The sequence below is a fragment of the Mesorhizobium sp. WSM4845 genome (genome assembly GCF_055811455.1).
Window position 1 is genome coordinate 1 of sequence record NZ_JBVVQA010000026.1, and the last position, 25,831, is coordinate 25,831.

37 protein-coding genes are annotated in these 25,831 nt (G+C 62.0%); 36 read left to right on the top strand and 1 reads right to left on the bottom strand.

The window, feature by feature from the left end:
- The 35 genes from AC0L2C_RS24890 to AC0L2C_RS25060 form a co-directional block, all read left to right on the top strand.
- Window positions 1–459, top strand: a 459-nt coding sequence (locus tag AC0L2C_RS24890; protein WP_353828761.1) for an EF-Tu C-terminal domain-related protein, incomplete at its 5' end; no start/stop codon positions are given.
- Between the two features lie 63 nt (window positions 460–522).
- Window positions 523–831 (top strand): 30S ribosomal protein S10, encoded by a 309-nt coding sequence (gene rpsJ, locus AC0L2C_RS24895; protein ID WP_006205468.1) that lies wholly within the window; start codon window positions 523–525, stop codon window positions 829–831.
- A gap of 140 nt (window positions 832–971) precedes the next feature.
- Window positions 972–1,718: a 50S ribosomal protein L3 gene (rplC, locus tag AC0L2C_RS24900; protein ID WP_236372875.1), complete on the top strand. Its 747-nt coding sequence runs from the start codon at window positions 972–974 to the stop codon at window positions 1,716–1,718.
- Complete coding sequence (gene rplD, locus AC0L2C_RS24905) at window positions 1,718–2,338, top strand: 50S ribosomal protein L4 (protein ID WP_027154042.1); 621 nt, start codon at window positions 1,718–1,720, stop codon at window positions 2,336–2,338. Before rplC ends, rplD begins: the two co-directional genes overlap by 1 nt.
- Complete coding sequence (locus AC0L2C_RS24910; RefSeq protein ID WP_010909275.1) at window positions 2,335–2,628, top strand: 50S ribosomal protein L23; 294 nt, start codon at window positions 2,335–2,337, stop codon at window positions 2,626–2,628. The genes rplD and AC0L2C_RS24910 overlap by 4 nt, the downstream gene beginning before the upstream one ends.
- A 23-nt stretch (window positions 2,629–2,651) precedes the next feature.
- On the top strand, window positions 2,652–3,485 hold the full coding sequence (gene rplB, locus AC0L2C_RS24915) for a 50S ribosomal protein L2 (protein ID WP_128177330.1): 834 nt from the start codon (window positions 2,652–2,654) through the stop codon (window positions 3,483–3,485).
- 16 nt (window positions 3,486–3,501) lie between these two features.
- Window positions 3,502–3,780, top strand: a complete 279-nt coding sequence (gene rpsS / locus AC0L2C_RS24920) for a 30S ribosomal protein S19 (RefSeq protein ID WP_006205463.1) — start codon at window positions 3,502–3,504, stop codon at window positions 3,778–3,780.
- A 2-nt stretch (window positions 3,781–3,782) separates the two neighbouring features.
- Window positions 3,783–4,172, top strand: coding sequence for a 50S ribosomal protein L22 (rplV, locus tag AC0L2C_RS24925; RefSeq protein ID WP_023799292.1), 390 nt, complete (start codon window positions 3,783–3,785; stop codon window positions 4,170–4,172).
- Window positions 4,172–4,897 (top strand): 30S ribosomal protein S3, encoded by a 726-nt coding sequence (gene rpsC, locus AC0L2C_RS24930; RefSeq protein ID WP_091591196.1) that lies wholly within the window; start codon window positions 4,172–4,174, stop codon window positions 4,895–4,897. The genes rplV and rpsC overlap by 1 nt, the downstream gene beginning before the upstream one ends.
- A gap of 27 nt (window positions 4,898–4,924) precedes the next feature.
- Window positions 4,925–5,338: a 50S ribosomal protein L16 gene (gene rplP / locus AC0L2C_RS24935; RefSeq protein ID WP_023799290.1), complete on the top strand. Its 414-nt coding sequence runs from the start codon at window positions 4,925–4,927 to the stop codon at window positions 5,336–5,338.
- A gap of 13 nt (window positions 5,339–5,351) precedes the next feature.
- Window positions 5,352–5,552 (top strand): 50S ribosomal protein L29, encoded by a 201-nt coding sequence (gene rpmC / locus AC0L2C_RS24940; protein WP_023799289.1) that lies wholly within the window; start codon window positions 5,352–5,354, stop codon window positions 5,550–5,552.
- 11 nt (window positions 5,553–5,563) lie between these two features.
- Window positions 5,564–5,803, top strand: a complete 240-nt coding sequence (gene rpsQ, locus AC0L2C_RS24945) for a 30S ribosomal protein S17 (protein WP_023799288.1) — start codon at window positions 5,564–5,566, stop codon at window positions 5,801–5,803.
- 71 nt (window positions 5,804–5,874) lie between these two features.
- Window positions 5,875–6,243 (top strand): 50S ribosomal protein L14, encoded by a 369-nt coding sequence (gene rplN / locus AC0L2C_RS24950; RefSeq protein ID WP_006205457.1) that lies wholly within the window; start codon window positions 5,875–5,877, stop codon window positions 6,241–6,243.
- 12 nt (window positions 6,244–6,255) lie between these two features.
- Window positions 6,256–6,570, top strand: coding sequence for a 50S ribosomal protein L24 (rplX, locus tag AC0L2C_RS24955; protein WP_013531428.1), 315 nt, complete (start codon window positions 6,256–6,258; stop codon window positions 6,568–6,570).
- Window positions 6,563–7,141 (top strand): 50S ribosomal protein L5, encoded by a 579-nt coding sequence (gene rplE / locus AC0L2C_RS24960; protein WP_023799287.1) that lies wholly within the window; start codon window positions 6,563–6,565, stop codon window positions 7,139–7,141. Before rplX ends, rplE begins: the two co-directional genes overlap by 8 nt.
- Before the next feature lie 27 nt (window positions 7,142–7,168).
- Complete coding sequence (gene rpsN / locus AC0L2C_RS24965; protein ID WP_023799286.1) at window positions 7,169–7,474, top strand: 30S ribosomal protein S14; 306 nt, start codon at window positions 7,169–7,171, stop codon at window positions 7,472–7,474.
- A gap of 12 nt (window positions 7,475–7,486) precedes the next feature.
- Window positions 7,487–7,885 (top strand): 30S ribosomal protein S8, encoded by a 399-nt coding sequence (gene rpsH, locus AC0L2C_RS24970; RefSeq protein ID WP_006205453.1) that lies wholly within the window; start codon window positions 7,487–7,489, stop codon window positions 7,883–7,885.
- Window positions 7,886–7,998: 113 nt separating this feature from the next.
- A complete protein-coding gene (rplF, locus tag AC0L2C_RS24975) occupies window positions 7,999–8,532 on the top strand; it encodes a 50S ribosomal protein L6 (protein WP_023799285.1) in 534 nt (177 codons plus the stop codon).
- Window positions 8,533–8,682: 150 nt separating this feature from the next.
- Window positions 8,683–9,042 (top strand): 50S ribosomal protein L18, encoded by a 360-nt coding sequence (gene rplR / locus AC0L2C_RS24980; protein ID WP_023799284.1) that lies wholly within the window; start codon window positions 8,683–8,685, stop codon window positions 9,040–9,042.
- A gap of 156 nt (window positions 9,043–9,198) precedes the next feature.
- Window positions 9,199–9,762: a 30S ribosomal protein S5 gene (rpsE, locus tag AC0L2C_RS24985; protein WP_006333394.1), complete on the top strand. Its 564-nt coding sequence runs from the start codon at window positions 9,199–9,201 to the stop codon at window positions 9,760–9,762.
- A 25-nt stretch (window positions 9,763–9,787) separates the two neighbouring features.
- Window positions 9,788–9,985 (top strand): 50S ribosomal protein L30, encoded by a 198-nt coding sequence (rpmD, locus tag AC0L2C_RS24990; protein ID WP_006205449.1) that lies wholly within the window; start codon window positions 9,788–9,790, stop codon window positions 9,983–9,985.
- Between the two features lie 22 nt (window positions 9,986–10,007).
- Complete coding sequence (gene rplO / locus AC0L2C_RS24995; RefSeq protein WP_473524667.1) at window positions 10,008–10,481, top strand: 50S ribosomal protein L15; 474 nt, start codon at window positions 10,008–10,010, stop codon at window positions 10,479–10,481.
- A gap of 191 nt (window positions 10,482–10,672) precedes the next feature.
- On the top strand, window positions 10,673–12,013 hold the full coding sequence (gene secY, locus AC0L2C_RS25000) for a preprotein translocase subunit SecY (protein ID WP_287067821.1): 1,341 nt from the start codon (window positions 10,673–10,675) through the stop codon (window positions 12,011–12,013).
- A complete protein-coding gene (locus tag AC0L2C_RS25005; RefSeq protein ID WP_287067820.1) occupies window positions 12,010–12,630 on the top strand; it encodes an adenylate kinase in 621 nt (206 codons plus the stop codon). Before secY ends, AC0L2C_RS25005 begins: the two co-directional genes overlap by 4 nt.
- 191 nt (window positions 12,631–12,821) lie before the next feature.
- Entirely contained in the window at window positions 12,822–13,190 is a 369-nt protein-coding gene (rpsM, locus tag AC0L2C_RS25010) for a 30S ribosomal protein S13 (protein WP_473524668.1), read from the top strand.
- A 157-nt stretch (window positions 13,191–13,347) separates the two neighbouring features.
- Window positions 13,348–13,737 carry a 30S ribosomal protein S11 gene (rpsK, locus tag AC0L2C_RS25015; RefSeq protein WP_023799279.1) on the top strand — a complete coding sequence of 130 codons (390 nt, stop codon included), beginning with the start codon at window positions 13,348–13,350 and terminating at the stop codon, window positions 13,735–13,737.
- Between the two features lie 207 nt (window positions 13,738–13,944).
- Entirely contained in the window at window positions 13,945–14,955 is a 1,011-nt protein-coding gene (locus AC0L2C_RS25020; RefSeq protein WP_023799278.1) for a DNA-directed RNA polymerase subunit alpha, read from the top strand.
- 143 nt (window positions 14,956–15,098) lie between these two features.
- The gene (gene rplQ, locus AC0L2C_RS25025; protein WP_023799277.1) at window positions 15,099–15,530 is read left to right on the top strand and encodes a 50S ribosomal protein L17; all 432 of its coding nucleotides are present in this window, start codon (window positions 15,099–15,101) and stop codon (window positions 15,528–15,530) included.
- 194 nt (window positions 15,531–15,724) lie between these two features.
- On the top strand, window positions 15,725–17,212 hold the full coding sequence (locus tag AC0L2C_RS25030) for a DegQ family serine endoprotease (protein ID WP_473524669.1): 1,488 nt from the start codon (window positions 15,725–15,727) through the stop codon (window positions 17,210–17,212).
- Between the two features lie 51 nt (window positions 17,213–17,263).
- Window positions 17,264–18,574: a replication-associated recombination protein A gene (locus tag AC0L2C_RS25035; RefSeq protein WP_128177335.1), complete on the top strand. Its 1,311-nt coding sequence runs from the start codon at window positions 17,264–17,266 to the stop codon at window positions 18,572–18,574.
- Between the two features lie 67 nt (window positions 18,575–18,641).
- Window positions 18,642–19,019 carry a fluoride efflux transporter CrcB gene (gene crcB / locus AC0L2C_RS25040; RefSeq protein WP_128169094.1) on the top strand — a complete coding sequence of 126 codons (378 nt, stop codon included), beginning with the start codon at window positions 18,642–18,644 and terminating at the stop codon, window positions 19,017–19,019.
- Window positions 19,020–19,152: 133 nt separating this feature from the next.
- On the top strand, window positions 19,153–20,133 hold the full coding sequence (locus tag AC0L2C_RS25045; protein WP_091591186.1) for an RluA family pseudouridine synthase: 981 nt from the start codon (window positions 19,153–19,155) through the stop codon (window positions 20,131–20,133).
- Window positions 20,134–20,144: 11 nt separating this feature from the next.
- Window positions 20,145–21,059: a DMT family transporter gene (locus tag AC0L2C_RS25050; RefSeq protein ID WP_287067831.1), complete on the top strand. Its 915-nt coding sequence runs from the start codon at window positions 20,145–20,147 to the stop codon at window positions 21,057–21,059.
- An 11-nt stretch (window positions 21,060–21,070) separates the two neighbouring features.
- Entirely contained in the window at window positions 21,071–21,862 is a 792-nt protein-coding gene (locus AC0L2C_RS25055) for an ATP12 family chaperone protein (protein ID WP_473524670.1), read from the top strand.
- Between the two features lie 285 nt (window positions 21,863–22,147).
- Window positions 22,148–24,034, top strand: coding sequence for an MFS transporter (locus tag AC0L2C_RS25060; RefSeq protein WP_473524671.1), 1,887 nt, complete (start codon window positions 22,148–22,150; stop codon window positions 24,032–24,034).
- Between the two features lie 85 nt (window positions 24,035–24,119).
- Here the strand turns inward: AC0L2C_RS25060 and AC0L2C_RS25065 are convergent, their stop codons facing one another.
- A complete protein-coding gene (locus AC0L2C_RS25065; protein ID WP_128169090.1) occupies window positions 24,120–24,314 on the bottom strand; it encodes a DUF2735 domain-containing protein in 195 nt (64 codons plus the stop codon).
- Between the two features lie 316 nt (window positions 24,315–24,630).
- Between AC0L2C_RS25065 and AC0L2C_RS25070 the strand changes: the two genes are divergently transcribed.
- On the top strand, window positions 24,631–25,671 hold the full coding sequence (locus AC0L2C_RS25070; RefSeq protein WP_023799266.1) for a glutamine synthetase beta-grasp domain-containing protein: 1,041 nt from the start codon (window positions 24,631–24,633) through the stop codon (window positions 25,669–25,671).
- Window positions 25,672–25,831 lie beyond the last annotated feature (160 nt).

Below are 25,831 nucleotides of genomic sequence, written 5' to 3' on the forward strand. Positions count from 1 at the left end.
CTTGAGATCGTCGGCATCCGTCCGACCACCAAGACGACCTGCACCGGCGTCGAGATGTTCCGCAAGCTGCTCGACCAAGGCCAGGCCGGCGACAACATCGGCGCGCTCTTGCGCGGTGTCGACCGTGAAGGTGTCGAGCGCGGCCAGGTTCTGGCCAAGCCGGGCACGGTCAAGCCGCACAAGAAGTTCGTCGCCGAGGCCTACATCCTGACCAAGGACGAGGGCGGCCGTCACACGCCGTTCTTCACCAACTACCGGCCGCAGTTCTACTTCCGCACGACCGACGTGACCGGCATCGTGTCGCTGCCGGAAGGCACCGAGATGGTGATGCCGGGCGACAACATCACCGTCGATGTCGAGCTGATCGTGCCGATCGCCATGGAAGAGAAGCTGCGCTTCGCCATCCGTGAAGGCGGCCGCACCGTCGGTGCCGGCATCGTCGTCACCATCAAAGAGTAATTTGGACTTAAACCGATCTGTCGCGGGCGCTGCCCGCGCCGCGCCAGAACAAGGAAGTGACGCATGAACGGACAGAATATCCGCATCCGCCTGAAGGCGTTTGATCACCGGGTGCTTGACGCCTCGACGCGGGAAATCGTGTCGACGGCCAAGCGCACCGGCGCCAACGTCCGCGGCCCCATTCCGCTGCCGACGCGGATCGAAAAGTTCACGGTCAACCGGTCGCCTCACGTCGACAAGAAGAGCCGCGAGCAGTTCGAGATGCGCACGCACAAGCGTCTGCTCGACATCGTCGATCCGACCCCGCAGACGGTCGACGCTTTGATGAAGCTCGATCTTGCCGCCGGTGTCGACGTCGAGATCAAGCTCTAAGGAACCAGAGCGGCGGGGCGACCCGGAACTCTGAAGGAACAAGAGGCGTGGAGGGGCGAAAGCCCCGACAGGGAACTCTGAAGGAACAAGAGGCGTGGAGGGGCGACAGCCCCGACAGGGAACTCTAAAGGAATGAACCGATGCGTTCAGGTGTGATTGCAAAGAAGGTGGGAATGACCCGCATCTACAACGATGCCGGGGAACATGTTCCCGTCACCGTTCTCCAGATGGAGAACTGCCAGGTCGTGGCGCAGCGCACGCAGGAGAAGAACGGCTATACCGCCGTCCAGCTCGGCGTTGGCCTTGCCAAGGTGAAGAACACGTCGAAGGCGATGCGCGGCCATTTCGCGACCGCTTCCGTCGAGCCGAAGGCCAAGGTTGCCGAGTTCCGCGTCTCCGCCGACAACATGATCGATGTTGGCGCCGAGATCACCGTCGATCATTTCGTCGTCGGCCAGAAGGTCGATGTGACGGGAACCACGATCGGCAAGGGTTTCCAGGGCGTCATCAAGCGGCACCACATGGGCGGCGGCCGCGCGACCCACGGCAACTCGGTCTCGCACCGTACGCACGGCTCGACCGGCCAGCGCCAGGACCCGGGCAAGGTGTTCAAGGGCAAGCATATGGCCGGCCACATGGGTGACACCCGCGTCACCACGCAGAATGTCGAGGTCGTCTCGACCGATGCCGATCGTGGTCTGATCCTGATCCGCGGCGCGGTTCCCGGTTCGAAGGGCGCCTGGATCCTGGTCCGTGACGCGGCCAAGGTTGCGCTGCCGGCCAATGCGCCGAAGCCCGCCGCAATCCGCGCCATTGCAACCAATGGTGGCGCCAAGAACGATGCCCCGGCCACAGCAGATGTCCCGGCCACAGAGGGAGCGGAATAATGGACCTCAAGATCACAACGCTTGGCGGCAAGGACGCCGGCAAGGTGAAACTCTCCGAGGAGATTTTCGGCCTTGATCCGCGCGAGGACATCCTGCAGCGCGTCGTGCGCTGGCAGCTTGCCAAGAAGCAGCAGGGCACGCACAAGACCAAGGGTCGCGCCGAGATCGCCCGCACCGGCGCCAAGATGTACAAGCAAAAAGGCACGGGCCGCGCCCGTCACCATTCGGCACGCGCTCCGCAGTTCCGCGGCGGCGGCAAGGCCCACGGCCCGGTCGTCCGCAGTCACGAGCACGATTTGCCGAAGAAGGTGCGTGCGCTGGGCCTCAAGCATGCGCTCTCGGCCAAGGCCAAGAGCGCCTCGCTCATCATCATTGATGAGCTGATGCTGACTGAGGCCAAGACCAAGGCGCTGATCGCGAATTTCGCGACGCTGGGCCTGTCCAACGCCCTGCTGATCGGCGGCGCCGAGCTCGATAAGAATTTCAAGCTGGCGGCGACGAACATCCCGAACATCGACGTGCTGCCCATCCAGGGCATCAACGTCTACGACATTCTGCGCCGCGGCACGCTGGTCCTTTCGAAGGCCGCCGTCGAGGCTCTCGAGGAGCGCTTCAAATGACCGACCTTCGTCACTACGACGTGATCGTCTCGCCGGCGATCACCGAAAAGTCGACCATGGCTTCCGAGCAGAACCAGGTCGTCTTCAACGTCGCCAAGAAGGCGTCGAAGCCGGAAATCAAGGCTGCCGTCGAAGCGCTGTTCGGCGTCAAGGTGATGGCCGTGAACACGCTTGTCCGCAAGGGCAAGATCAAGCGCTTCCGCGGCACGATCGGCCGCCAGAGCGACGTCAAGAAGGCGATTGTGACGCTGGCCGACGGCCAGTCGATCGACGTCGCGACGGGTCTCTGAGCAAGACCGCGAGGACAACAGACATGGCACTGAAAAAATTCAACCCGATAACGCCGAGCACCCGCCAGCTGGTCATCGTCGACCGCTCGGGCCTCTACAAGGGCAAGCCCGTCAAGGGCCTGACCCAGGGCCTGACCAAATCGGGCGGCCGCAACAATTACGGCCGCATCACCGCCCGCTTCATCGGCGGCGGTCACAAGCGTACGTACCGCATCATCGACTTCAAGCGCCGCAAGTTCGACATTGTCGGCACGGTCGAGCGTATCGAATACGATCCGAACCGCAGCGCCTTCATCGCGCTGATCAAGTATGACGATGGCGAGCTGTCTTACATCATCGCTCCGCAGCGCATTGCTGCCGGCGACAAGATTGTGGCCGGCGAAGCGGTCGACGTGAAGCCGGGCAATGCAATGCCGCTGGCCTCGATGCCGGTCGGCACGATCGTCCACAACATCGAGCTGAAGCCGGGCAAGGGCGCCCAGGTTGCCCGTTCGGCTGGCGGTTATGCCCAGCTCGTCGGCCGCGACCAGGGCATGGCGATCCTGCGCCTGAACTCCGGCGAGCAGCGTGTCGTCCACGGCTCGTGCATGGCCACTGTCGGCGCCGTGTCCAACCCGGACCACGGCAACATCAATGACGGCAAGGCAGGCCGCACGGTGTGGCGGGGAAAACGTCCGCACAACCGCGGCGTGACCATGAACCCGGTCGACCATCCGCACGGCGGCGGCGAAGGCCGCACCTCGGGTGGCCGCCATCCGGTTTCGCCTTGGGGCAAGCCGACCAAGGGCAAGAAGACGCGGTCCAATAAGGCGACCGACAAGTTCATCCTGCGCTCGCGCCATCAGCGCAAGAGCTAAGAAGAGGTAACGCCAAGTGACTCGTTCGATTTGGAAAGGCCCCTTCATTGACGGTTACCTTCTCAAGAAGGTGGACAAGGTTCGTGAAGGTGGTCGCAATGAGGTGATCAAGATGTGGAGCCGTCGCTCCACCATCCTGCCGCAGTTCGTCGGCTTCACCTTCGGTGTCTACAACGGCCAGAAGCACGTTCCCGTTTCGGTGAACGAGGACATGGTCGGCCACAAGTTCGGTGAATTCGCTCCGACCCGGACCTATTACGGTCACGGCGCGGATAAGAAGGCGAAGAGGAAATAATCATGGGCAAGGCCAAAGCTCCGCGCAGGCTTGCTGACAACGAAGCGCGCGCCGTGTTGCGCACGATCCGTATCAGCCCGCAGAAGCTGAACCTGGTTGCCGCGCTGATCCGCGGCAAGAAGGTCGCGACAGCGCTCTCCGATCTCGAATTCTCGGCCAAGCGGATTTCCGGCACGGTCAAGAAGACGCTGGAATCGGCGATCGCCAACGCGGAAAACAACCACGACCTCGACGTCGATGCGCTGATCGTGGCGGAAGCCTATGTCGGCAAGTCGATCGTCATGAAGCGGTTCCATGCCCGTGGCCGTGGCCGCGCCAGCCGTATCGAGAAGCCGTTCTCGCACCTCACGATCGTCGTTCGTGAAGTCGAAGAAAAAGTGGAGGCCGCATAATGGGCCAGAAAATCAATCCGATCGGTCTGCGTCTCGGCATCAACCGCACCTGGGATTCGCGCTGGTTCGCCAACACCGGCGAGTACGGCAAGCTGCTGCACGAGGACATCAAGATCCGCAACTATCTTGAGAAGGAACTCAAGCAGGCTGCGATTTCGAAGGTCGTGATCGAGCGTCCGCACAAGAAGTGCCGCGTCACCATCCATGCGGCGCGTCCGGGCCTGATCATCGGCAAGAAGGGCGCCGACATCGAGAAGCTTCGCAGGAAGCTGATGGAAATGACGAAGTCCGAGACGCATTTGAACATCGTCGAAGTGCGTAAGCCCGAGATCGACGCGACGTTGGTCGCCCAGTCGATCGCCCAGCAGCTCGAGCGCCGTATCGCGTTCCGCCGCGCCATGAAGCGCGCCGTGCAGTCGGCGATGCGCCTTGGTGCCGAAGGCATCCGCATCAACTGCGCCGGCCGTCTCGGCGGCGCCGAGATCGCGCGCATGGAATGGTATCGCGAAGGTCGCGTGCCGCTGCATACGCTGCGCGCCGACGTCGACTACGGCACGGCCGAAGCACACACCGCCTACGGCATCTGCGGCGTCAAGGTCTGGGTGTTCAAGGGCGAAATCCTCGAGCACGACCCGATGGCTTCGGAGCGCCGCGCCACCGAGGGCGATCATGCGCATGGCGGTGGTGGTGAGCGCGAACGCGGTCGCCGTCGCGAAAACGCCTGAGACAGTTGAGAATTTGGAGTTAGAACGATGCTGCAGCCAAAGCGCACAAAGTTCCGCAAGCAGTTCAAGGGTCGTATCCACGGTGCCGCCAAGGGTGGCACCAATCTGGATTTCGGCGGTTTCGGGCTGAAGGCGCTTGAGCCGAACCGCGTCACCGCGCGTGAGATCGAGGCGGCCCGCCGCGCGATCACCCGCGAGATGAAGCGCGCCGGCCGCGTCTGGATTCGTATCTTCCCGGACGTGCCGGTGACGTCGAAGCCGACCGAAGTCCGCATGGGCAAGGGCAAGGGCGCGGTCGATTACTGGGCGGCGCGCGTCAAGCCCGGCCGCATCATGTTCGAGATCGACGGCGTCAATGAGGAAACCGCCCGTGAGGCGCTGCGTCTCGGCGCGGCCAAGCTCTCGGTCAGGACGCGCTTCGTACAGCGCATCGCAGAATAAGGACGGGCTGATCATGAAAGCCGAAGACATCCGGACCAAGACCCAGGACCAGCTGACCGACGAATTGGCCAGCCTGAAGAAGGAGCAGTTCAACCTGCGCTTCCAGAAGGCCACCGGCCAGCTCGAGAAGACCGCGCGCGTGAGGCAGGTCCGCAAGGACATTGCGCGTATCAAGACCATCGCTGCGGAAAAGTCCGCGGCTAAGAAGGCTTAAGGACGAAAACCATGCCAAAGCGCATTCTGCAGGGCACCGTCGTCAGCGACAAAAACGAGAAGACGGTTGTCGTCAAGGTCGAACGGCGCTTCACGCATCCCGTGATGAAGAAGACCGTGCGCATGACCAAGAAGTACAAGGCGCACGACGAGAACAACGCCCACAAGGTCGGCGATCAGGTGTTCATCCAGGAATCGAAGCCGATTTCCAAGGACAAGCGCTGGACCGTCGTGTCTTCGGACCAGGCGTAAACAACGAATTTTGGACAGACCGGGGAGGGGCTTTGCGCCCGTCCCGTTAGAAGAGAAGAAGGCGGCCAGTCATGATTCAGATGCAAACAAACCTCGACGTCGCGGATAATTCCGGCGCCCGTCGTGTCATGTGCATCAAGGTGCTGGGCGGCTCGAAGCGGAAATACGCTTCCGTGGGCGACATCATCGTGGTGTCGATCAAGGAAGCCATCCCGCGCGGCCGCGTCAAGAAGGGCGATGTGATGAAGGCGGTCGTGGTTCGCACGGCCAAGGACATCCGCCGCCCGGACGGCAGCGTGATCCGTTTCGACAAGAACGCGGCCGTTCTCGTCGACAACAAGAAAGAGCCGATCGGCACGCGTATCTTCGGACCGGTTCCGCGCGAACTCCGCGCCAAGAACCACATGAAGATCATCTCGCTCGCGCCTGAAGTGCTGTAAGGAGCCGGACCAATGCAGAAGATTAGAAAAGGCGACAAGGTCGTCGTGCTGGCCGGCAAGGACAAGGGCCGTTCGGGCGAAGTCCTCTCGGTACAGCCGAAGGAAGACACCGCGCTGGTGCGCGGCGTCAACATGATCCGTCGTCACCAGAAGCAGTCCCAGTCCCAAGAGGGCGGGATCATCACCAAGGAAGCGCCGATCCAGCTGTCGAACATCGCGCTGGCCGACCCCAAGGATGGCAAGCCGACCCGTGTCGGCTTCATCTTCCAGAAGGACGGCAAGAAGGTGCGCGTCGCCAAGCGCTCGGGAGAAGTCATCAATGGCTAAGGCTCAAACCAAGCAGGCGACTGCCCAGAACACGCCGCGCCTCAAGCAGGTCTACAACGAGACCATCCGCAAGGCGCTGCAGGAGCAGTTCGGCTACGAGAACGAGATGCAGGTTCCGCGCATCGACAAGATCGTGCTGAACATGGGCGTCGGCGAAGCGACCGGCGATTCGAAGAAGCCTTCGATCGCGGCGGAAGATCTGGCGCTGATCGCCGGCCAGAAGGCCGTCGTCACCCATGCGCGCAACTCGATCGCTGGCTTCAAGGTCCGCGAAAAGATGCCGATCGGCGCCAAGGTCACGCTGCGCAAGGAACGCATGTACGAGTTCCTCGACCGCCTCGTGAACATCGCGCTGCCGCGCGTCCGCGATTTCCGCGGACTCAATCCGAAGAGCTTCGATGGCCGTGGCAACTATGCCATGGGCATCAAGGAACACATCGTGTTCCCGGAGATCAACTACGACAAGGTTGATCAGATCTGGGGCATGGACGTCATCGTTTGTACGACTGCGAAGACGGACGACGAAGCCAGGGCATTGCTCAAGGCCTTCAACTTCCCCTTCCGCCAGTAACGGCAGCGAGAAAAGGAAAAATCTGAAATGGCAAAGACCAGCTCAGTCGAGAAGAACAACAGGCGCCGCAAGCTTGTGGACCAGTACGCTGCCAAGCGTAAGGTCCTCAAGGCGATCATCATGGATCAGTCCAAGCCGATGGAAGAGCGCTTCCGCGCTCAGCTGAAGCTTGCGGCACTGCCGCGCAACTCGGCCAAGATCCGCATCCGCAACCGCTGCGAAGTCACCGGACGTCCGCGTGCCTATTATCGCAAGCTCAAAGTATCGCGCATCGCGCTTCGTGATCTCGGCAACAACGGCCAGATCCCGGGCCTGGTCAAGTCGAGCTGGTAAGGAGGACATAACATGTCATTGAGCGATCCTCTCGGCGATATGCTGACCCGCATCCGCAACGCCTATGGCCGCAAGAAGTCGAGCGTTTCGACGCCGGCCTCGCGCCTGCGGACCCGCGTCCTCGACGTGCTGAAGGCGGAAGGCTATATCCGCGACTACAGCCAGACCGACTTCGACAACGGCAAGTCCGAAATCGAGATCGAGCTGAAGTATTTCGACGGTGCGCCGGTAGTGCGCGAAATCGCCCGCGTCTCGAAGCCGGGCCGTCGCGTTTACGTTTCGGCGAAGTCGATCCCGCACGTCGCCAACGGCCTCGGCATCGCCATCCTTTCGACGCCGAAGGGCGTGATGGCCGACCACGAAGCGCGTGAACAGAATGTCGGCGGGGAAATCCTCTGCCAGATATTCTAAGGGTGAATGGTCAATGGTGAATAGTGAATGGTGAGACTGCACGAGACTTTGATCGCGCTATTCACCATTTTACCATTCACCATTCACAGCAGTTAAGGAAAGAGGAGACAACAATGTCTCGTATTGGAAAGAAACCCGTTTCGCTGCCGCAGGGCGTGACCGCGACCGTCGACGGCCAGACCGTCACGGCGAAGGGCCCCAAGGGTGAGCTGAAGTTCGTGGTCAACGACGAAGTGCTGGTCAAGATGGAAGGCAGCGAGATCGCTGTCCAGCCACGCGACCAGACCAAGACCGCCCGTTCCAAATGGGGCATGTCGCGCACGCAGATCGTCAACATCCTGCAGGGCGTCAAGGACGGTTTCGAAAAGAAGCTCGAGATTACCGGCGTCGGCTATCGCGCCGCCATGCAGGGCAAGAACCTGCAGCTGGCGCTCGGCTTCAGCCATGACGTCGTCTACGAAACGCCGCAGGACATCACCATCACCGTGCCGAAGCCGACGGAAATCACCGTGACCGGCATCGACAAGCAGAAGGTCGGTCAGGTTGCTGCCGAGATCCGCGAATATCGCGGTCCCGAGCCGTACAAGGGCAAGGGCGTTCGTTACGCTGGCGAGAAGATCGTCCGCAAGGAAGGCAAGAAGAAGTAATTTCGTCGATGGCGAACGGTGAATGGTAAATGGCAGCACCATTTTTCCATTCACCATTCACTGCAAATCAACGCCGCGGGGAGCGGTCGCGGGAGGCTTGTCCTACCGCACAGGGTTGCCCCCGTTTTTTGAAGGCAAGGAACTGATATCATGGGCTCGAAAGACTCCACCCAACGCCGCGCTCAGCGCGTCCGCCGCCAGATCAAGAAGGTCGCCGGCGAGCGTCCGCGTCTGTCGGTCCACCGCACGTCGAAGAACATCTACGTCCAGGTCATCGACGACGCCAAGGGCCACACCATCGCTGCCGCCTCGACGCTGGAGAAGGACCTGAAGGGGTCGCTCAAGACCGGTGCCGACACTGCCGCCGCTGTGGCAATCGGCAAGCTGATTGCCGAGCGCGCCTCGAAGGCCGGCGTCAAGGAAGTCGTCTTCGACCGCGGACCGTACATCTATCACGGCCGCGTCAAGGCGCTGGCCGAGGCTGCCCGTGAAGGCGGCTTGAGTTTCTAAAGCATGATCCCCAACCGGAGGTCAGCGCAGCAATAAGTTGCAGACTTTTCGGATAAGATCATGCGAAGGGAAAAATGAGTTTCGCTCCCGGCAACCCACAGAGGGAACCGGATATCATCATCAACCGTGCTTCCGGAAAAAAACAAGGAACAGGATATGGCACAGGAACGTAGGGATGGCGGCCGCGGCCGTGATCGCGAAGAGCGCGACGACGGCATGGTGGACAAGCTCGTCCACATCAACCGCGTTGCCAAGGTCGTCAAGGGCGGCCGGCGCTTCGGCTTTGCAGCACTCGTCGTCGTCGGCGACCAGAAGGGCCGCGTCGGCTTCGGTCATGGCAAGGCGCGCGAAGTGCCAGAGGCGATCCGCAAGGCGACCGAATCGGCCAAGCGCGACATGATCTTCGTGCCGCTGCGCTCGGGCCGTACGCTGCATCACGACGTCGAAGGACGCTGGGGCGCCGGACGCGTTCTGCTGCGCGCTGCCAAGCAGGGTACCGGCATCATCGCCGGCGGCCCGATGCGCGCCGTCTTCGAGACGCTCGGCATGCATGACGTGGTCGCCAAGTCGATGGGTTCGTCGAACCCCTACAACATGGTTCGCGCCACCTTCGACGCGCTGAAGAGCCAGATGCATCCCAAGGATGTGGCTGCCGCGCGCGGCATCAAGTATTCGACCCTTCAGGCCCGCCGCGGCACCGCCGTTGCGGCCGAAGAATAGTCAACGCTGACCAGGGATATTGACCATGGCCAAGAAAGCAACCAAGACCATCACCGTCGAGCAGATCGGTTCGCCGATCCGCCGGCCGAAGGAGCAGCGCGCGACGCTGGTCGGCCTCGGCCTCAACAAGATGCACAAGCAGCGCACGCTGGAGGACACCCCCTCAGTGCGCGGCATGATCGCTGCCGTCCAGCATCTCGTCCGCGTCGTGGACGAGGGCTGAACCAGAGCGCAGGAGAACTCAGATGAAACTCAACGATCTGCGTGACAAGGACGGCGCGACGCATTCCAGGAAGCGTCTCGGCCGCGGCATCGGTTCCGGCTCGGGCAAGACCGCCGGTCGCGGCGTCAAGGGCCAGAAGGCGCGCTCCGGCGTCGCCGTCAACGGCTTCGAGGGTGGCCAGATGCCGCTCTACCGGCGCTTGCCGAAGCGTGGCTTCAACAACATCTTCGCCAAGAGCTTTGCCGTCGTGTCGCTGGCCCGCATCCAGACTGCGCTCGATGCCAAGAAGCTCGACGCCAAGACGACCGTGACCGCCGAAGCGCTGGTCGCGGCCGGCGTCATCCGCCGCGTCAAGGACGGCGTGCGCATCCTCTCCGACGGCGAGATCAAGTCAAAGCTTGCCTTCGACGTGGCCGGCGCCTCCAAGGCTGCCATCGAGAAGATCGAAAAGGCCGGCGGTTCCGTGAAGCTGCCGGAAAAGGCAGCAGCCGAGTAACGGCGATTTGAAGCGCGATCGGCAAGAGTGGAACACGTTTCGCTTTTGATTGCGCTTTGATCTTCTCAATATGGCGGCCGCGTCAACGCGGCCGCTTGCATGTTTGCAGTCCGGAGCTTATCTCGTGAGCTTCGGTGACACGCGCCGCCTGAGTTGCGGGCCATCGAGCGTGACCAAGCGGAGAATCAGGCATGGCTTCGGCTGCTGAACAACTAGCCTCGAATCTGAATTTCTCGGCCTTCGCCAAGGCGGAGGATCTGAAGAAGCGCATCTGGTTCACCGTTGGCGCGCTGCTCGTCTACCGCCTCGGCACCTATATCCCGCTGCCCGGCATCAATCCCGACGCTTTCGCCCAGGCCTTCTCGTCGCAGAGCAAGGGCGTGCTTGGCATGTTCAACATGTTCGCCGGTGGCGCCGTCGAGCGCATGGCGATCTTTGCCCTCGGCATCATGCCCTATATTTCCGCTTCCATCATCATGCAGCTGATGACCTCCGTCATCCCGTCACTGGAGGCGCTGAAGAAGGAAGGCGAGCAGGGCCGCAAGGTCATCAACCAGTATACCCGCTACGGCACCGTGCTTTTGGCGCTGGTCCAGGCCTACGGCATTGCGGTCGGACTGGAAGGCGGCAACGGCATCGTCAGCGATCCCGGCATGTTCTTCCGCATCTCGACCGTCATCACGCTGGTCGGCGGCACCATGTTCCTGATGTGGCTCGGTGAGCAGATCACCGCCCGCGGCATCGGCAACGGCATTTCGCTGATCATCTTTGCCGGCATCGTCGCCGGCCTGCCGCAAGCCATCTCCGGTACGCTGGAACTTGGCCGCACCGGCGCGCTGTCGACCGGCCTGATCCTGGCGATCATCGTTCTTGCCGTCGTCGTCATCGCGCTGATCGTGTTCTTCGAGCGCGCCCAGCGGCGCTTGCTGATCCAGTATCCAAAGCGCCAGGTCGGCAACCGCATGTTCCAGGGCGACACCTCGCACCTGCCGCTCAAGCTCAACACCGCCGGCGTCATTCCGCCGATCTTCGCCTCTTCGCTGCTGTTGCTGCCGGCGACGGTCGCCGGTTTCTCGCAGACGACCAACATGCCAGCCTGGGCCAGCACCGTCCTCGCGGCACTCGGCCATGGGCAGCCGCTCTACATGGCGTTCTATGCGGCGATGATCGTGTTTTTCGCCTTCTTCTATACGGCGATCGTCTTCAACCCGAAGGACACCGCCGACCAGCTCAAGAAGCATTCGGGTTTCATTCCGGGCTACCGTCCGGGCGAGCGCACCGCCGATTACATCGACTATGTCCTTACCCGCATAACTGTCGTCGGCGCCATTTATCTGGTGCTGGTGTGTCTGCTGCCCGAGTTCCTGATTTCAGCGACTGGCGTACCATTCTACCTCGGTGGCACATCGCTTCTGATCGTGGTCAGTGTAACGCTCGACACGGTGGCGCAAATTCAGGGTCACCTGATCGCGCACCAGTATGAGGGCCTGATCAAGAAGTCGAAGCTGCGCGGGGGGAAGAAGGCCAGATGAGGTTGATATTGCTTGGGCCGCCAGGGGCGGGCAAGGGGACACAAGCACAAAGACTGGTAGAAAAATACGGCATTCCCCAACTCTCGACGGGCGATATGCTGCGCGCTGCTGTCCAGGCCGGCACTGAAGTCGGCAAACGGGCCAAGGCGGTGATGGACGCTGGCGAACTGGTTTCCGACGCCATCGTCAACGCCATCGTCGCTGAGCGCATCGATCAGGCCGATTGTGCCGGGGGATTCATCCTTGACGGATATCCGCGAACCCTGGTGCAGGCGGACGCGGTTGAATCGATGCTCTCGGCTCGCGGCCTCACTCTCGACGCCGTCATCGAGCTTGTCGTCGACGACAAGGCGCTGGTTGGTCGAATCGGCAAGCGCGCCGAAGAGGCCAAGGCAGCGGGTCTGCCGGTGCGCAAGGACGACAATCCGGCGGTGTTCGAAGAGCGCCTGAAGGAGTACTACAAGAAAACGTCGCCGCTGATCGGCTACTACTATGCCAAGGGCAAGCTCAGAGGTGTCGACGGCATGGCCGACATCGATGCGGTGACGCGGCAGATCGACGCGGTGCTCACGGCTGCGACCCCAGCGGCGGCCCAACGGTCTGCGAACGGAAAATAAACGATTGCGCTTGACTGGAGCGGTTCGCTGGGGTATGGCGGCCCGTCTTCCTATCAGGCATGAGGCTTGCTTGCCCGCAAGGGCAAGGCAGCCGCTTTGAACTGGAAACTCCCGCATGGGCCGGCCTCCACCGGACGCGGGGCAACTTTGATAGCGCCGGCTTGTCCGGCCCACATGGAGAAGAGAAGAACATGGCTCGTATAGCCGGCGTCAACATTCCGACCAACAAGCGCGTCGTCATTGCGCTTCAGTACATTCACGGCATTGGCAAGAGCTTCGCCCAGGAGATCGTCGAAAAGGTCGGCATCCCGGCCGAGCGCCGCGTCAACCAGCTGACCGACGCGGAAGTGCTGCAGATCCGCGAGACGATCGACCGTGACTACCAGGTCGAGGGCGATCTGCGCCGCGAAGTGTCGATGAACATCAAGCGGCTCATGGACCTCGGCTGCTACCGAGGCCTGCGTCATCGCCGCTCGCTGCCGGTTCGCGGCCAGCGCACGCATACCAATGCGCGCACCCGCAAGGGTCCGGCCAAGTCGATCGCCGGCAAGAAGAAGTAATTTAGGGGAATAAGGGAGTAGGGGAGTAAGGCAGTAGGAACAGCCGCCAATTGGATTGCGCGTTTCCCTACTCCCTTACTGCCCTATTCCCCTACTCCCTTACGAAGGTGGAGCCGCTGGCATTACGGCGGTGTAGAGATCAACTGAAAGGACCATCATGGCCAAGGAAGCCACACGTGTTCGCCGTCGCGAACGCAAGAATATCTCGTCGGGCGTTGCCCACGTCAACTCGACCTTCAACAACACGATGATCACCATCACCGACGCGCAGGGCAATTCGATTGCCTGGTCGTCGGCGGGAGCCCAGGGCTTCAAGGGATCTCGCAAGTCGACCCCGTTCGCTGCCCAGATGGCTGCCGAGGACGTTGCCAAGAAGGCCCAGGAACACGGCATGCGCATGCTTGAGGTCGAGGTCTGCGGACCCGGCTCCGGTCGTGAATCGGCGCTGCGCGCATTGCAGGCAGCCGGCTTCACCATCACCTCGATCCGTGATGTGACGCCGATCCCGCACAATGGCTGCCGCCCGCGCAAGAAGCGCCGCGTCTAAAGATTGTCGCCCAAGCATTGCCTCGGGCCTGAACCGAGAGCGCAGCGGTTTTGGGGCAACGACAGGCATAAGAACAGAGACCTGAAGCGCTACGCGCTTTAGGGAAAAAATTACCGAACGCCGCGCGAACGCCAGGAGCGTTCCTCCACGGCATTCCAGGTCGCCCGCCACGATTGGATGGTGGCGGGTCAACGGAAGGAAAGCATCATGATCCAGAAAAATTGGCAGGAACTGATCAAGCCGAACAAGATCGAGTTCTCTTCGAAGAAGAAGACACTGACCACGCTGGTCGCCGAGCCGCTCGAGCGCGGCTTTGGTCTGACCCTCGGCAATGCGCTGCGTCGCGTGCTTCTGTCTTCGCTGCGTGGCGCGGCTGTGACCGCCGTGCAGATCGACGGCGTTCTGCATGAATTCTCGTCCATCGCCGGCGTGCGCGAGGACGTGACCGACATCGTCTTGAACATCAAGGAAATCGCCATCCGCATGGAAGGTGACGGCCCCAAGCGCATGGTCGTGCGCAAGCAGGGACCGGGCGCTGTTCTGGCCGGCGACATCCAGACGGTCGGCGACGTCGAGATCCTCAATCCCGACCACGTCATCTGCACGCTGGACGAGGGCGCAGAAATCCGCATGGAGTTCACCGTCGATACCGGCAAGGGCTACGTGCCGGCCGACCGCAATCGCGCCGAAGACGCGCCGATCGGCCTCATCCCGGTCGACAGCCTCTACTCGCCGGTCAAGAAGGTCTCCTACAAGGTCGAGAACACCCGCGAGGGCCAGGTTCTCGACTACGACAAGCTGACCATGACGATCGATACCGACGGTTCGATCTCGGGCGAGGATGCGGTGGCTTTCGCCGCCCGCATCCTGCAGGACCAGCTTGGCCTGTTCGTCAATTTCGACGAGCCGCAGAAGGAAGTCGCCGCCGAGCAGGTGACCGAGCTTGCCTTCAACCCGGCGCTGCTCAAGAAGGTCGACGAACTCGAGCTTTCGGTGCGTTCGGCCAACTGCCTGAAGAACGACAACATCGTCTATATCGGCGACTTGATCCAGAAGACCGAAGCCGAGATGCTGCGCACCCCGAACTTCGGCCGCAAGTCGCTGAACGAGATCAAGGAAGTCCTGGCGGCGATGGGCCTGCACCTCGGCATGGAAGTGCCGGATTGGCCGCCGGAAAACATCGAAGACCTCGCCAAGCGTTACGAAGATCAATACTGACCGGTGAATTGGGAATGGTGAAATGGTGAATGGTCGTGGTCGGCGACTTCGGAGAGGTAGAGCCCTTCCATTCACCATTCACTATTGACCATTCACAAAACGAAACAGCCGGGCCAACCGCCCACAACACCAGGAGAAGAGCCATGCGCCACGGATTTAAAGGCCGCCGGTTCGCCCGCAGCATAAGCCACCGCAAGTCGATGTTTGCCAATCTTGCCGTGTCGCTGATCGAGCATGAGCAGATCCTCACCACCTTGCCGAAGGCGAAGGATCTGCGTCCGATCGTCGAGAAGCTGGTGACGCTAGGCAAGCGCGGCGACCTGCATGCCCGCCGCCAGGTGATTGCCCAGATCGGCAATGAAGGCGTCGTCAAGCGCCTGTTCGACACGATCGCGCCGCGCTACGCCACCCGCAACGGCGGCTATCTGCGCATCATGAAGGCGGGCTTCCGCCACGGCGACAATGCCGCCATGGCGGTCATCGAGTTCGTCGATCGCGACACCTCGGCCAAGGGCGCCGGCGACCGTGCCCGCATCGAGGCAGAAGGCACCGACGAGGAAGCCGCAGCCGCATAAGCTTCGGTTTCCCTCAAGGAGTTCAAAAGGGCCTGCGGGCCCTTTTGTGCGTTCTGGACGCGGTAGGGAGCATTGCGGGGACTGTCTTGACTTAAGCCCATGTCTTTTCCTCGAGAATAATTAGATTTCATCGACTTAGCCTTTCATTTTGCACAATCGTCGGGACAATGGCGCCCGACCCCGGAGGATTCGGAATGCGCGTAAAACGGATGTCCCTTGTTCTACTCTGCGCCTTGATGGCGGCGGCGCTCGTGCCGGCGGCCAGGCAGGCGCTGGCTCAGGACACCAAGGCCGATCCCGGTCTGTCCGACGTGCTGACCGACATGTTGCGCGGCGCCGAAGGCGAAAATGCCACCTCCGGCCCAGACAAGCGCGTGCCGTTCGGCCGCGAGGAGATGCAGCTGTCGTTTGCGCCGCTGGTCAAGCAGACGGCGCCGGCCGTGGTCAATGTCTATGCCTCGCAAACGGCCAGGCTGAGGTCGCCCTTCGACGGCGATCCGTTCTTCGAAGAGTTCTTCGGCCGTTCGCAGCCGCGTGCGCAGTCTTCGCTCGGCTCCGGCGTGCTGGTCGACCCGACAGGCATAGTGGTCACCAATTTCCACGTCATCAAGGACGCCGATCAGGTCAAGGTCGCCACCGCGGACGGGCGTGAATTCGACAGCAAGGTGCTGCTCAAGGACGAGACGCTTGACCTCGCCGTGCTCAAGATCTCCGCCGACAAGCCATTTCCGGTCGTCGCCATCGGCGATTCCGACGCGCTCGAGGTCGGCGACCTGTTGTTGGCCATCGGCAACCCCTTCGGTGTCGGCCAGACCACCACCAGCGGCATCGTTTCGGCACTTGCCCGCAGCCACATCGGCGTTTCCGATTCCAGTTTCTTCATCCAGACCGACGCTGCGATCAATCCCGGCAATTCCGGCGGTGCGCTGATCAACATGGGTGGCCAACTGGTCGGCATCAACACGGCAATCTACAGCCGCAGCGGTGGCTCGATCGGCATCGGCTTTGCTATTCCCTCCAATATGGTTCGCGCGTTTGCCGATGCGGCCAAGGCCGGGCGCGACTTCTTCGAGAGGCCGTATATCGGCGCCGAATTCGAGCGCGTGACGCCGCAAATCGCCGAATCGCTCGGTCTCGAGACGCCGACCGGGGCACTGGTTTCCTCCATCGACGAAGCTGGGCCGGCGGCCAAGGCGGGGCTCAAGGCCGGTGACGTCGTGCTGTCGCTCAATGGCACGCCGGTCGAGAGCATCGAGGCGCTGGATTACCGGATGGCCACGCTGTCGATCGGCATCAATGCCAGCTTCGCCGTTCTGAGCAAAGGCCAGCAAGCGGCGATGGACATCGCGCTGGAGCGTGCGCCGGAAGGTGCGAAACTCGCGGAAGTGACGCTGCGCGGTCGCAGCCCGTTCTCCGGTGCCAAGGTTGCGGAACTGTCGCCGCGGCTCGCCCAGCGGCTCGGCATTCGCACGGACGTCAAGGGTGTTACGGTGATCGACATCAATCGCGGTTCGCCCGCAGCCGGTTTCGGCTTCCAGCCGGGCGACATCGTTCGCGAGGTCAACGGCTTGACCATCGATACCGCGGCGACCCTGGAGCAGGCAGCCATGCAGGAGACGCGCTGGTGGCGCTTTACCGTCGAGCGCGGCGGGCAGATACTGCGCCAGGTGTTGCGTTACTGAGCCCGAGCGTCGATCCTTCGGACGAGATCGCGCTCCAACGAAAAGACGTGCATGGCCGATCTGTTCAGTGTCGATGAACCGGAAAAGGCGCCGCCCGGCAGGCCGCTGGCCGACCGGCTGCGCCCGCAGAACCTCAGCGAGGTCGTCGGCCAGGAGCATCTGACCGGACCCGACGGCGCGCTGACGCGGCTGATCGGCTCCGGCTCGCTCGGCTCGATGATCTTCTGGGGGCCGCCCGGGACGGGCAAGACCACGGTCGCGCGGCTGCTTGCCGGCGAAACCAGCCTTGCGTTCCAACAGATATCGGCGGTCTTTTCCGGAGTCGCCGACCTGAAGAGAGTGTTCGAGGCGGCGAAGCTGCGCCGCACCAACGGCCGTCAGACGCTGCTCTTCGTCGACGAGATCCATCGCTTCAACCGCGCCCAGCAGGACAGTTTTCTGCCTGTGATGGAAGATGGCACCGTGGTGCTGGTTGGCGCCACCACCGAAAACCCGTCCTTCGAGCTGAATGCCGCGCTTCTATCCCGCGCCCGCGTGCTGGTCTTCCATTCGCTCGGTGAGGACAGCATCGCAAAACTGCTGGCCCGTGCCGAGGAGACCGAGGGCAGGGCGCTGCCGCTCGACGACGAGGCGAGGGCGATGCTCGTCCGCATGAGCGATGGCGATGGTCGTGCGGCACTGACGCTGGCAGAAGAGGTTTGGCGCGCCGCGAAGTCAGGCGAGGTGTTCGGCGCCGAGGGCCTGCAGCGCATCGTCCAGCGCCGCGCGCCGATCTACGACAAGGGCCAGGACGGCCATTACAATCTGATCTCGGCGCTGCACAAATCGGTGCGCGGCTCCGACCCCGACGCCGCCCTCTATTATCTCGCCCGCATGTTCGATGCCGGCGAGGACCCGCTCTATCTCGGCCGCCGCCTGGTGCGCATGGCGATGGAGGATATCGGGCTGGCAGACCCGCAGGCGCTGGTCGTCGCCAATGCCGCCAAGGATGCCTACGACTATCTGGGCTCGCCAGAGGGCGAGCTCGCTTTCGCCGAGGCCACGGTCTATCTCGCCAGCGCGCCCAAATCCAACGCCGTCTACACCGCCTTCAAGGCCGCCACACAGGCGGCTAAGGAGTTCGGCTCATTGCTGCCGCCCAAACACATCCTCAACGCGCCGACCAAGCTGATGAAGGAAGAAGATTACGGCGCCGGCTACCGTTACGACCACGACGAGCCGGACGCTTTTTCCGGACAGGATTATTTTCCGGAAAAGATGGGCCGCCGTAAATTCTATGATCCGCCCGAGCGCGGTTTCGAGCGTGATATCAGGAAGCGGCTCGACTATTGGGCGAAGCTGCGCGGCGAGCGGAAAAAGTAGGCTCGCGCTACTTTCCCGCTCAGGGGCAGGGATTGACCGAGCCACCCTGTAAGGGCAGTAAACGGCGATGATCAATCTCCTCCTCGTTGCTGCGGGCGGCGCTATTGGTGCCGGGCTCCGGCACGTCGTCAATTTCGTTGCGCTGCGTCTTGTCGGCCCGAGTTTTCCCTGGGGCACGATGGCGATCAACATTGTCGGCTCCTTTGCCATGGGCCTGTTCATCACGACCCTGGCGCGGCGCTACGGCGGATCGAACGAGCTTCGGCTGTTCGTCGCCACCGGCATCCTCGGCGGCTTCACCACGTTCTCCGCCTTTTCGCTCGATTTCGCGACGCTGTGGGAGCGCGGCGCGACGCTGCCGGCGTTCGGATACGCCCTTGCCAGCCTCATTGGCGCGATCATTGCCCTGTTTCTGGGTCTTTGGCTCGCAAGAAGCCTGCCTTAATGCTATTGCCCCCGCTTGCAGCGCCGCGTGCCCCTCAGGGCGCGCCAAGGACGCTGTAGCTTTTTGATTTGCGCATGACCCTTTCCGAAGATCGATTTCAGGTCATGCGCTAGAAACGGGTAAAAACGAGACAATGGCAGGCGTAGAACAGATCACGGTGGAGGCCGGCGAGGCGGGCATGCGGCTCGATCGCTGGTTCAAGACCCATTTTCCGGGTCTTGGCTTCGGCCATCTGCAAAAGCTGCTGCGATCCGGCCAGATCCGCGTCGATGGCGGCAGGGTTAAGGCCGATACCCGCGTCGAGCCGGGCCAGACGGTTCGCATCCCACCGCTCGAAGTGGACAAGAAGGGCGAGAGCCCGCTCACCGGTCACTCGATCCGCAACCAGGGCGACGCCGACGTTCTGGCCAAGATGCTGATCCATGAAGATCCAAAAGTGTTTGTCTTCAACAAGCCGGCCGGCCTCGCCGTCCAGGGTGGCTCAGGTGTCACCCGCAATGTCGACGACATGCTGGAAGCCTGGCGCAGCCAGAAGGGCGAGAAACCGCGTCTGGTGCACCGGCTCGACCGCGACACGTCAGGCGTGCTGGTCGTCGCCCGCACCAGGCTCGCCGCCATGAAGCTTGCCGAGGCGTTCCGGGCGCGTGAGACCAAGAAGACCTATTGGGCGCTGGTCAAGGGCGTGCCGCCGAAGCGCGAGGACAAGATCTCGACCTGGCTGATCAAGGAACCGACGCCCGACGGCGACCGCGTGCGCGTCGCCAAGCATGGCGAAAAGGGCGCCGACCACGCAGTGTCTTATTACCGGATCGTCGAGCAGGCGGCGCAGACCCTGTCCTGGCTGGAGATGGAACCCTATACCGGCCGCACCCACCAGCTTCGCGTCCATGCCGCTCACATCGGCTGCCCGATCATCGGCGATCCCAAATATTTCGAGGCCGATACCAATTGGGATTTTCCCGGCGGCATGCAGAACCGCTTGCATCTGCACGCGCGCCGCATCGTCATCCCGCATCCCGACAAGGGTTTCATCGACGTCACCGCACCGATGCCGCCGCATATGCGCCAGAGCTGGAACCTGATCGGCTTCGACGACGCCAGCGCGGAGGACTAGTTCCAGTGGGCATGGCCACAGATACGCTCGACCGTCGCGACAGGGTCGACATGGCGGCCGCCGCCATCATGGTCGGGCTGACCTTTTCCTGGGGGCTGAACTACGTCGCCGCCAAGATCTCCTATGCCGGCTACGATCCCGTTTTCCTGTCGATCGCACGGTCGGTCATCGGCGGGCTGTGCGTTCTCGTCTGGTGCCGCTGGCGCGGCATTGCGCTTTTTACCCGCGACGGAACCCTTGTCGCCGGCATTCTGGCAGGCGCGCTTTTTGGTCTCGAGTTCCTGTTTCTCTATGTCGGGCTCGAACAGACGACCGTCGCGCGCAACACCTTGCTGGTCAACACCATGCCGTTCTGGGTGCTGGTCGGCGGGCATTTCCTGCTCAACGAACGCATCACCGCGCGCCGGCTCGTCGGCCTTCTGCTCGCTTTCGCCGGATTGGTCGCGGTGTTCTCCGACCAGTTGAGCGCCGATAACGGTGCGACCCTGATTGGTGATCTGCTCAGTCTCGGCGCCGGCATTCTGTGGGCTTTGACCTACATCGTCATCAAGCGCACGAAACTGGCGGAAACGAGCGCCGAGAAGTTGCTGCTCTACCAACTGGCCGGCGCTGCGATGGTCGGCGCCTTGGTGCTGCCTTTCGCCGGGCCGCCCGTCCGCGACTTCGCCGCTTTGCCGACCTTGGCCCTCCTTTTCCAGGCGGTCTACATCGTCGCCTTCACCTATGTGCTCTGGTTCTGGCTGCTGCGGCGCTATCCGGCATCGGGCCTGTCGAGCTTCACCTTTCTTTCGCCGGTGTTCGGCGTTCTGTGCGGCGCCATCTTCTTGAACGAGCCGCTGACCATCCGTATTTTCCTGGCACTCGGCCTCATCGCAGCCGGTCTGATCATTGTGAATCGGCCGGCCCGAAAACAGATCCCCGGATGAAAGGCTCCGGCATGCGCGATATTCTCAACGACCTCGAAGCGGGAAAGCAGCTTTCCGATCCGGATCCGGTACGCCGTGCCCAGATCCAGATGAAGACGCATCTGCCGAAACGCTTCTACAAAACCGTCTCGGTCGCACCGGCCGAAGCTGGTTTTGCGGTTCATCTCGATGGCAAGCCGGTCCGTACGCCGGGCAAAGCGCTTCTGATCCTGCCGACCGAAAAAGCCGCCGCTCTGGTCGCCGGCGAGTTCGCTGCGCAAGGCGAGACGATCGACCCGATGACGATGCCGGTCATGCGTCTGGTCAACACGGCCATCGACGGCGTCGCCAGCGACCCGCAGGCGGTTTTGGAAGACATCCTGCGCTTTGCCTCGTCCGACCTGCTCTGCTATCGCGCCGACGCCCCCCAAGGGCTCGTCGATCGGCAGAACGAATATTGGGACCCCGTCATCGATTGGGCGCGGAGCGCGCTCGGCGCCCGGTTTCAACTCGCCGAAGGGGTGATCCATGTCGAGCAGCCGCGCGAGAGCATCGCGGTGCTCGGCGTTCATCTTGCCCAGCGTGCCGACCCGCTCCGGCTTGCCGCCATCCACGTCATGATGTCGCTGACGGGATCGGCACTGCTGGCGCTGGCCGTCGATTTCGGCGAGATCGACGGCGAGGCAGCCTGGGCCGCCGGCCATGTCGACGAGGACTGGCAGGCCGAGCACTGGGGCCATGACGCGGAAGCCGTCGCCCGCCGTGCCCACCGCAAGCGCGACATGATGGCCGCCGTCGGTCTCCTCGAGGCGCTCAAGGGCTGACGGCAATCGCCGCCCTCATTCGTTTCGCCTTGCCCTATTAGAGCGACGTGCGTTCCAGTTGGACGTGCAAAATACGCTCTAACACTTTGAATCTATGCATCGTGCTTTCCGAACATCGATTCCGATGTTCGGGCGATGCATTGGACCAAAGTCATAATCCCAAAGACGGGCTGCCTCTGGGCGGCGCTTTCTGTCACTTCTCGCGGCGATAGCTGCCCGAGTTCGTGTCCAGAGGCGACACCGCGCAGCATCAAGCACAGCGAGATGTCACGGGAGGACGAATTCATGGCAATGGCAGCGACCGCCGGCAGAGCAAGCCGCGGAATGACGCGGGAAGAGAAGAAAGTCATCTTCGCTTCCTCGCTCGGCACCGTTTTCGAATGGTACGATTTCTATCTCTACGGCGCATTGGCGGCAGCGATCGGCTCGACATTCTTCAACTCGTATCCGGAAGCGACGCGCAACATCTTTACGCTGCTGGTTTTCGCCGCTGGCTTCCTCGTGCGCCCGTTCGGCGCGCTGGTGTTTGGCCGCATCGGTGATCTCGTAGGTCGCAAATACACCTTTCTCGTCACTATCATGATCATGGGCCTGTCGACCTTCCTGGTCGGCCTGCTGCCTGGTTCGGCAAGCTGGGGCATTGCAGCGCCTATTATCCTGATTGCGCTGCGGATGCTGCAGGGCCTGGCGCTCGGTGGTGAATATGGCGGTGCGGCGACCTATGTGGCCGAGCATGCGCCCGACGACCGTCGCGGCTTCTACACATCGTGGATCCAGACGACGGCGACGCTCGGCTTGTTCCTGTCGCTGGTCGTCATCCTTATCGTGCAAAATTCGCTGAGCAAGGAGGATTTCGAGGCCTGGGGCTGGCGTGTTCCATTCCTGCTCTCAGCCATTCTGCTCGGCATATCGGTCTGGATTCGCCTGTCGCTTGCCGAATCGCCGACCTTCCAGCGGATGAAGGACGAGGGTAAGGGCTCCAAGGCGCCGCTGACGGAAGCCTTCGGACAGTGGAAAAATGCCAAGATCGCCATTTTGGCGCTTTTCGGCCTTACTGCCGGCCAGGCCGTGGTTTGGTACAACGGCCAATTCTACGCGCTGTTTTTCCTGCAGAACGTGCTCAAGGTCGACGGCCAGTCGGTCAACATCATGATCGCCATCGCGCTGGCGCTCGGCACGATCTTCTTCGTCGTGTTCGGCTGGCTCTCCGACAAGATCGGCCGCAAGCCGATCATCATGGCGGGCCTGGCGCTGGCGATCGTCACCACCTTCCCGTTGTTCAAGGCGCTGACCTGGGCAGCCAACCCGGCGCTCGCCACCGCACAGCAAAACACCCGTGCGACGATTACCGCTGCACCTGGGGACTGCAAGTTCCAGTTCAATCCGACCGGAACGCGCAAGCCTCTGACGTCGTGCGATATTGCGACGGACTTCCTTGCCAAGAGCTCGGTGCCCTATGACATTGTCACGACAGCGGCACCGGGGGCCGCGGCCAGTGTCAAGATCGGCACCGCAACGGTGGCGTCCTATGATGCCGTGGCAGCCGCAGGCAAGGCAACTTCAAGCGACGCCGCGTTCAAGAAGGCAATCAACATTGCATTGCGGGACGGCGGCTATCCGCTGAAGCGTGCTGCGGCCAAGGTCGCCGACCAGAAGCTTGACGCCTTCGTCGCGGCCAATCCGGAACTGAAGCTCGACGCCGCCGCAATCCGCGCCGGCGACAAGACGACGGTTGCGGCCGACCGGGCGGTCAAGGACAAGCTGCTGACGGCCGATGAGGCCGCGGCGGTGCCCGAGATCACCATCTACAGCGTCCCGGCGGCAGGCGCCTTTGCGATGTTTGCCGACCCTGAACAGGTCAACTGGGCAAAGGTCATCGGCGTCCTGTTCATCCTGGTCATTTACGTGACCATGGTCTACGGACCGATCGCCGCGATCCTGGTCGAAATGTTCCCGACCCGCATCCGCTATACCGGCATGTCGTTGCCCTATCACATCGGCAATGGCTGGTTTGGCGGCCTGCTGCCGGCGACGGTGTTCGCGCTCAGCGCCTACAGCGGCGATATCTATTACGGCCTCTGGTATCCGGTGGTGATTGCGGCGATGTCGCTGATCATCGGTACGATCTTTGTTAGGGATACGCTGGGAACGGACTTGCACGCCAAGACCTGATCCTCGCCTGACAGCAAAAATGAAAAGCCCGGCGCGAGCGATCGCGCCGGGCTTTGCAATTCGTCAAAGCGATGCGGAGGAAAGGTTAGCTGTTCCGGTCCTGTTTTTCTTCCTCGATGGCCGCTTCGTGATACCAGCCGCTTCCGAAATCCGTACGGTTGCGCAACGAAGCAAGCTCTGCCGCGAACTTAGCCTTTCCGCTTAAATTTGAGGCAGAAGCGCGCGCTGCCACCGGGAACATCAGGATTTTGGCCGACTGACGGACAGGAGTGATTTCCATAGTCGGTTTCCCTTCTTCTGCAGAGCCTTGCCGATTCAATCTTTCCCGAAGATAGGTTCTGCAATCCAGTTAGGCAATATGATTATAAAAAGATCAGTATCTGCCTGTTATTTATGCAGAGCATGCTTGTGATTGATCCGGACGCATTGCGATTACGCGGCAGCGGATTTGTCGGGATGCGGCGTCAGTTTTGTCGCATCCTTGGCCGGTGAGAATGGCACACGAATTGCTTTTTAATAACCCGGCAGGTCGGCTGCAGGGTGGCTGGCATGCCGGCGCCGTCCAGGTTCGGTGATCAAAGCAACGAGAGGCTAGAATGACGAAATACAAGCTCGAGTACATTTGGCTCGATGGATACACCCCGGTTCCCAACCTTCGCGGAAAGACGCAGATCAAGGAATATGCCGAATTCCCGACGCTCGACCAGCTTCCGCTGTGGGGCTTCGACGGTTCCTCGACCATGCAGGCCGAAGGCCACTCGTCCGACTGCGTGCTGAAGCCGGTCGCCATCTATCCGGATCCCGCGCGCAGCAATGGCGTGCTCGTCATGTGCGAAGTCATGATGCCGGACGGCGTGACGCCGCATGCATCCAACAAGCGCGCCACCATCCTCGACGACGAGGGCGCCTGGTTCGGCTTCGAGCAGGAGTATTTCTTCTACAAGGATGGCCGCCCGCTCGGCTTCCCCGAGAGCGGCTACCCCGCGCCGCAAGGCCCGTACTACACCGGCGTCGGCTACAGCAACGTCGGCAACGTCGCCAGGCAGATCGTCGAGGAGCATCTCGACCTTTGCCTTGCCGCCGGCATCAACCATGAAGGCATCAACGCCGAGGTGGCCAAGGGCCAGTGGGAATTCCAGATTTTTGGCAAGGGCTCCAAGAAGGCCGCCGATCAGATGTGGATGGCCCGCTACCTGATGCAGCGCCTCACCGAGAAATACGGCATCGATATCGAATACCACTGCAAGCCGCTCGGCGACACCGACTGGAATGGTTCCGGCATGCACGCCAACTTCTCGACCGCTTATATGCGCGAAGTCGGCGGCAAGGACTATTTCGAGGCGCTGATGGCAGCCTTCGACAAGAACCTGATGGATCACATCGCCGTCTACGGCCCGGACAACGACAAGCGTCTGACCGGCAAGCATGAGACCGCGCCATGGAACAGGTTCAGCTATGGCATCGCCGATCGCGGCGCCTCGATCCGCGTGCCGCATTCGTTCATCAACAACGGCTACAAGGGCTATCTCGAGGATCGCCGCCCGAACTCGCAGGGCGACCCCTACCAGATCGCTTCTCAGATCCTGAAGACGATCGCCTCCGTCCCGACCAGCGCCGAGGTTTCGGCCGCCGCTTGAGCGCTCGTCACGGCTCGGACCTGAGTGTCTGCGCCGTGACTGCTCTCCGTCGCGTCGGCCTTTTGTCAGGGCGACAACACCAACTGCTGGATTGAGTGTTCGCCATCCCAAACAAAAACCCCGCCGGATCGCTCCGGCGGGGTTTTGTTTGTCGCTTAGC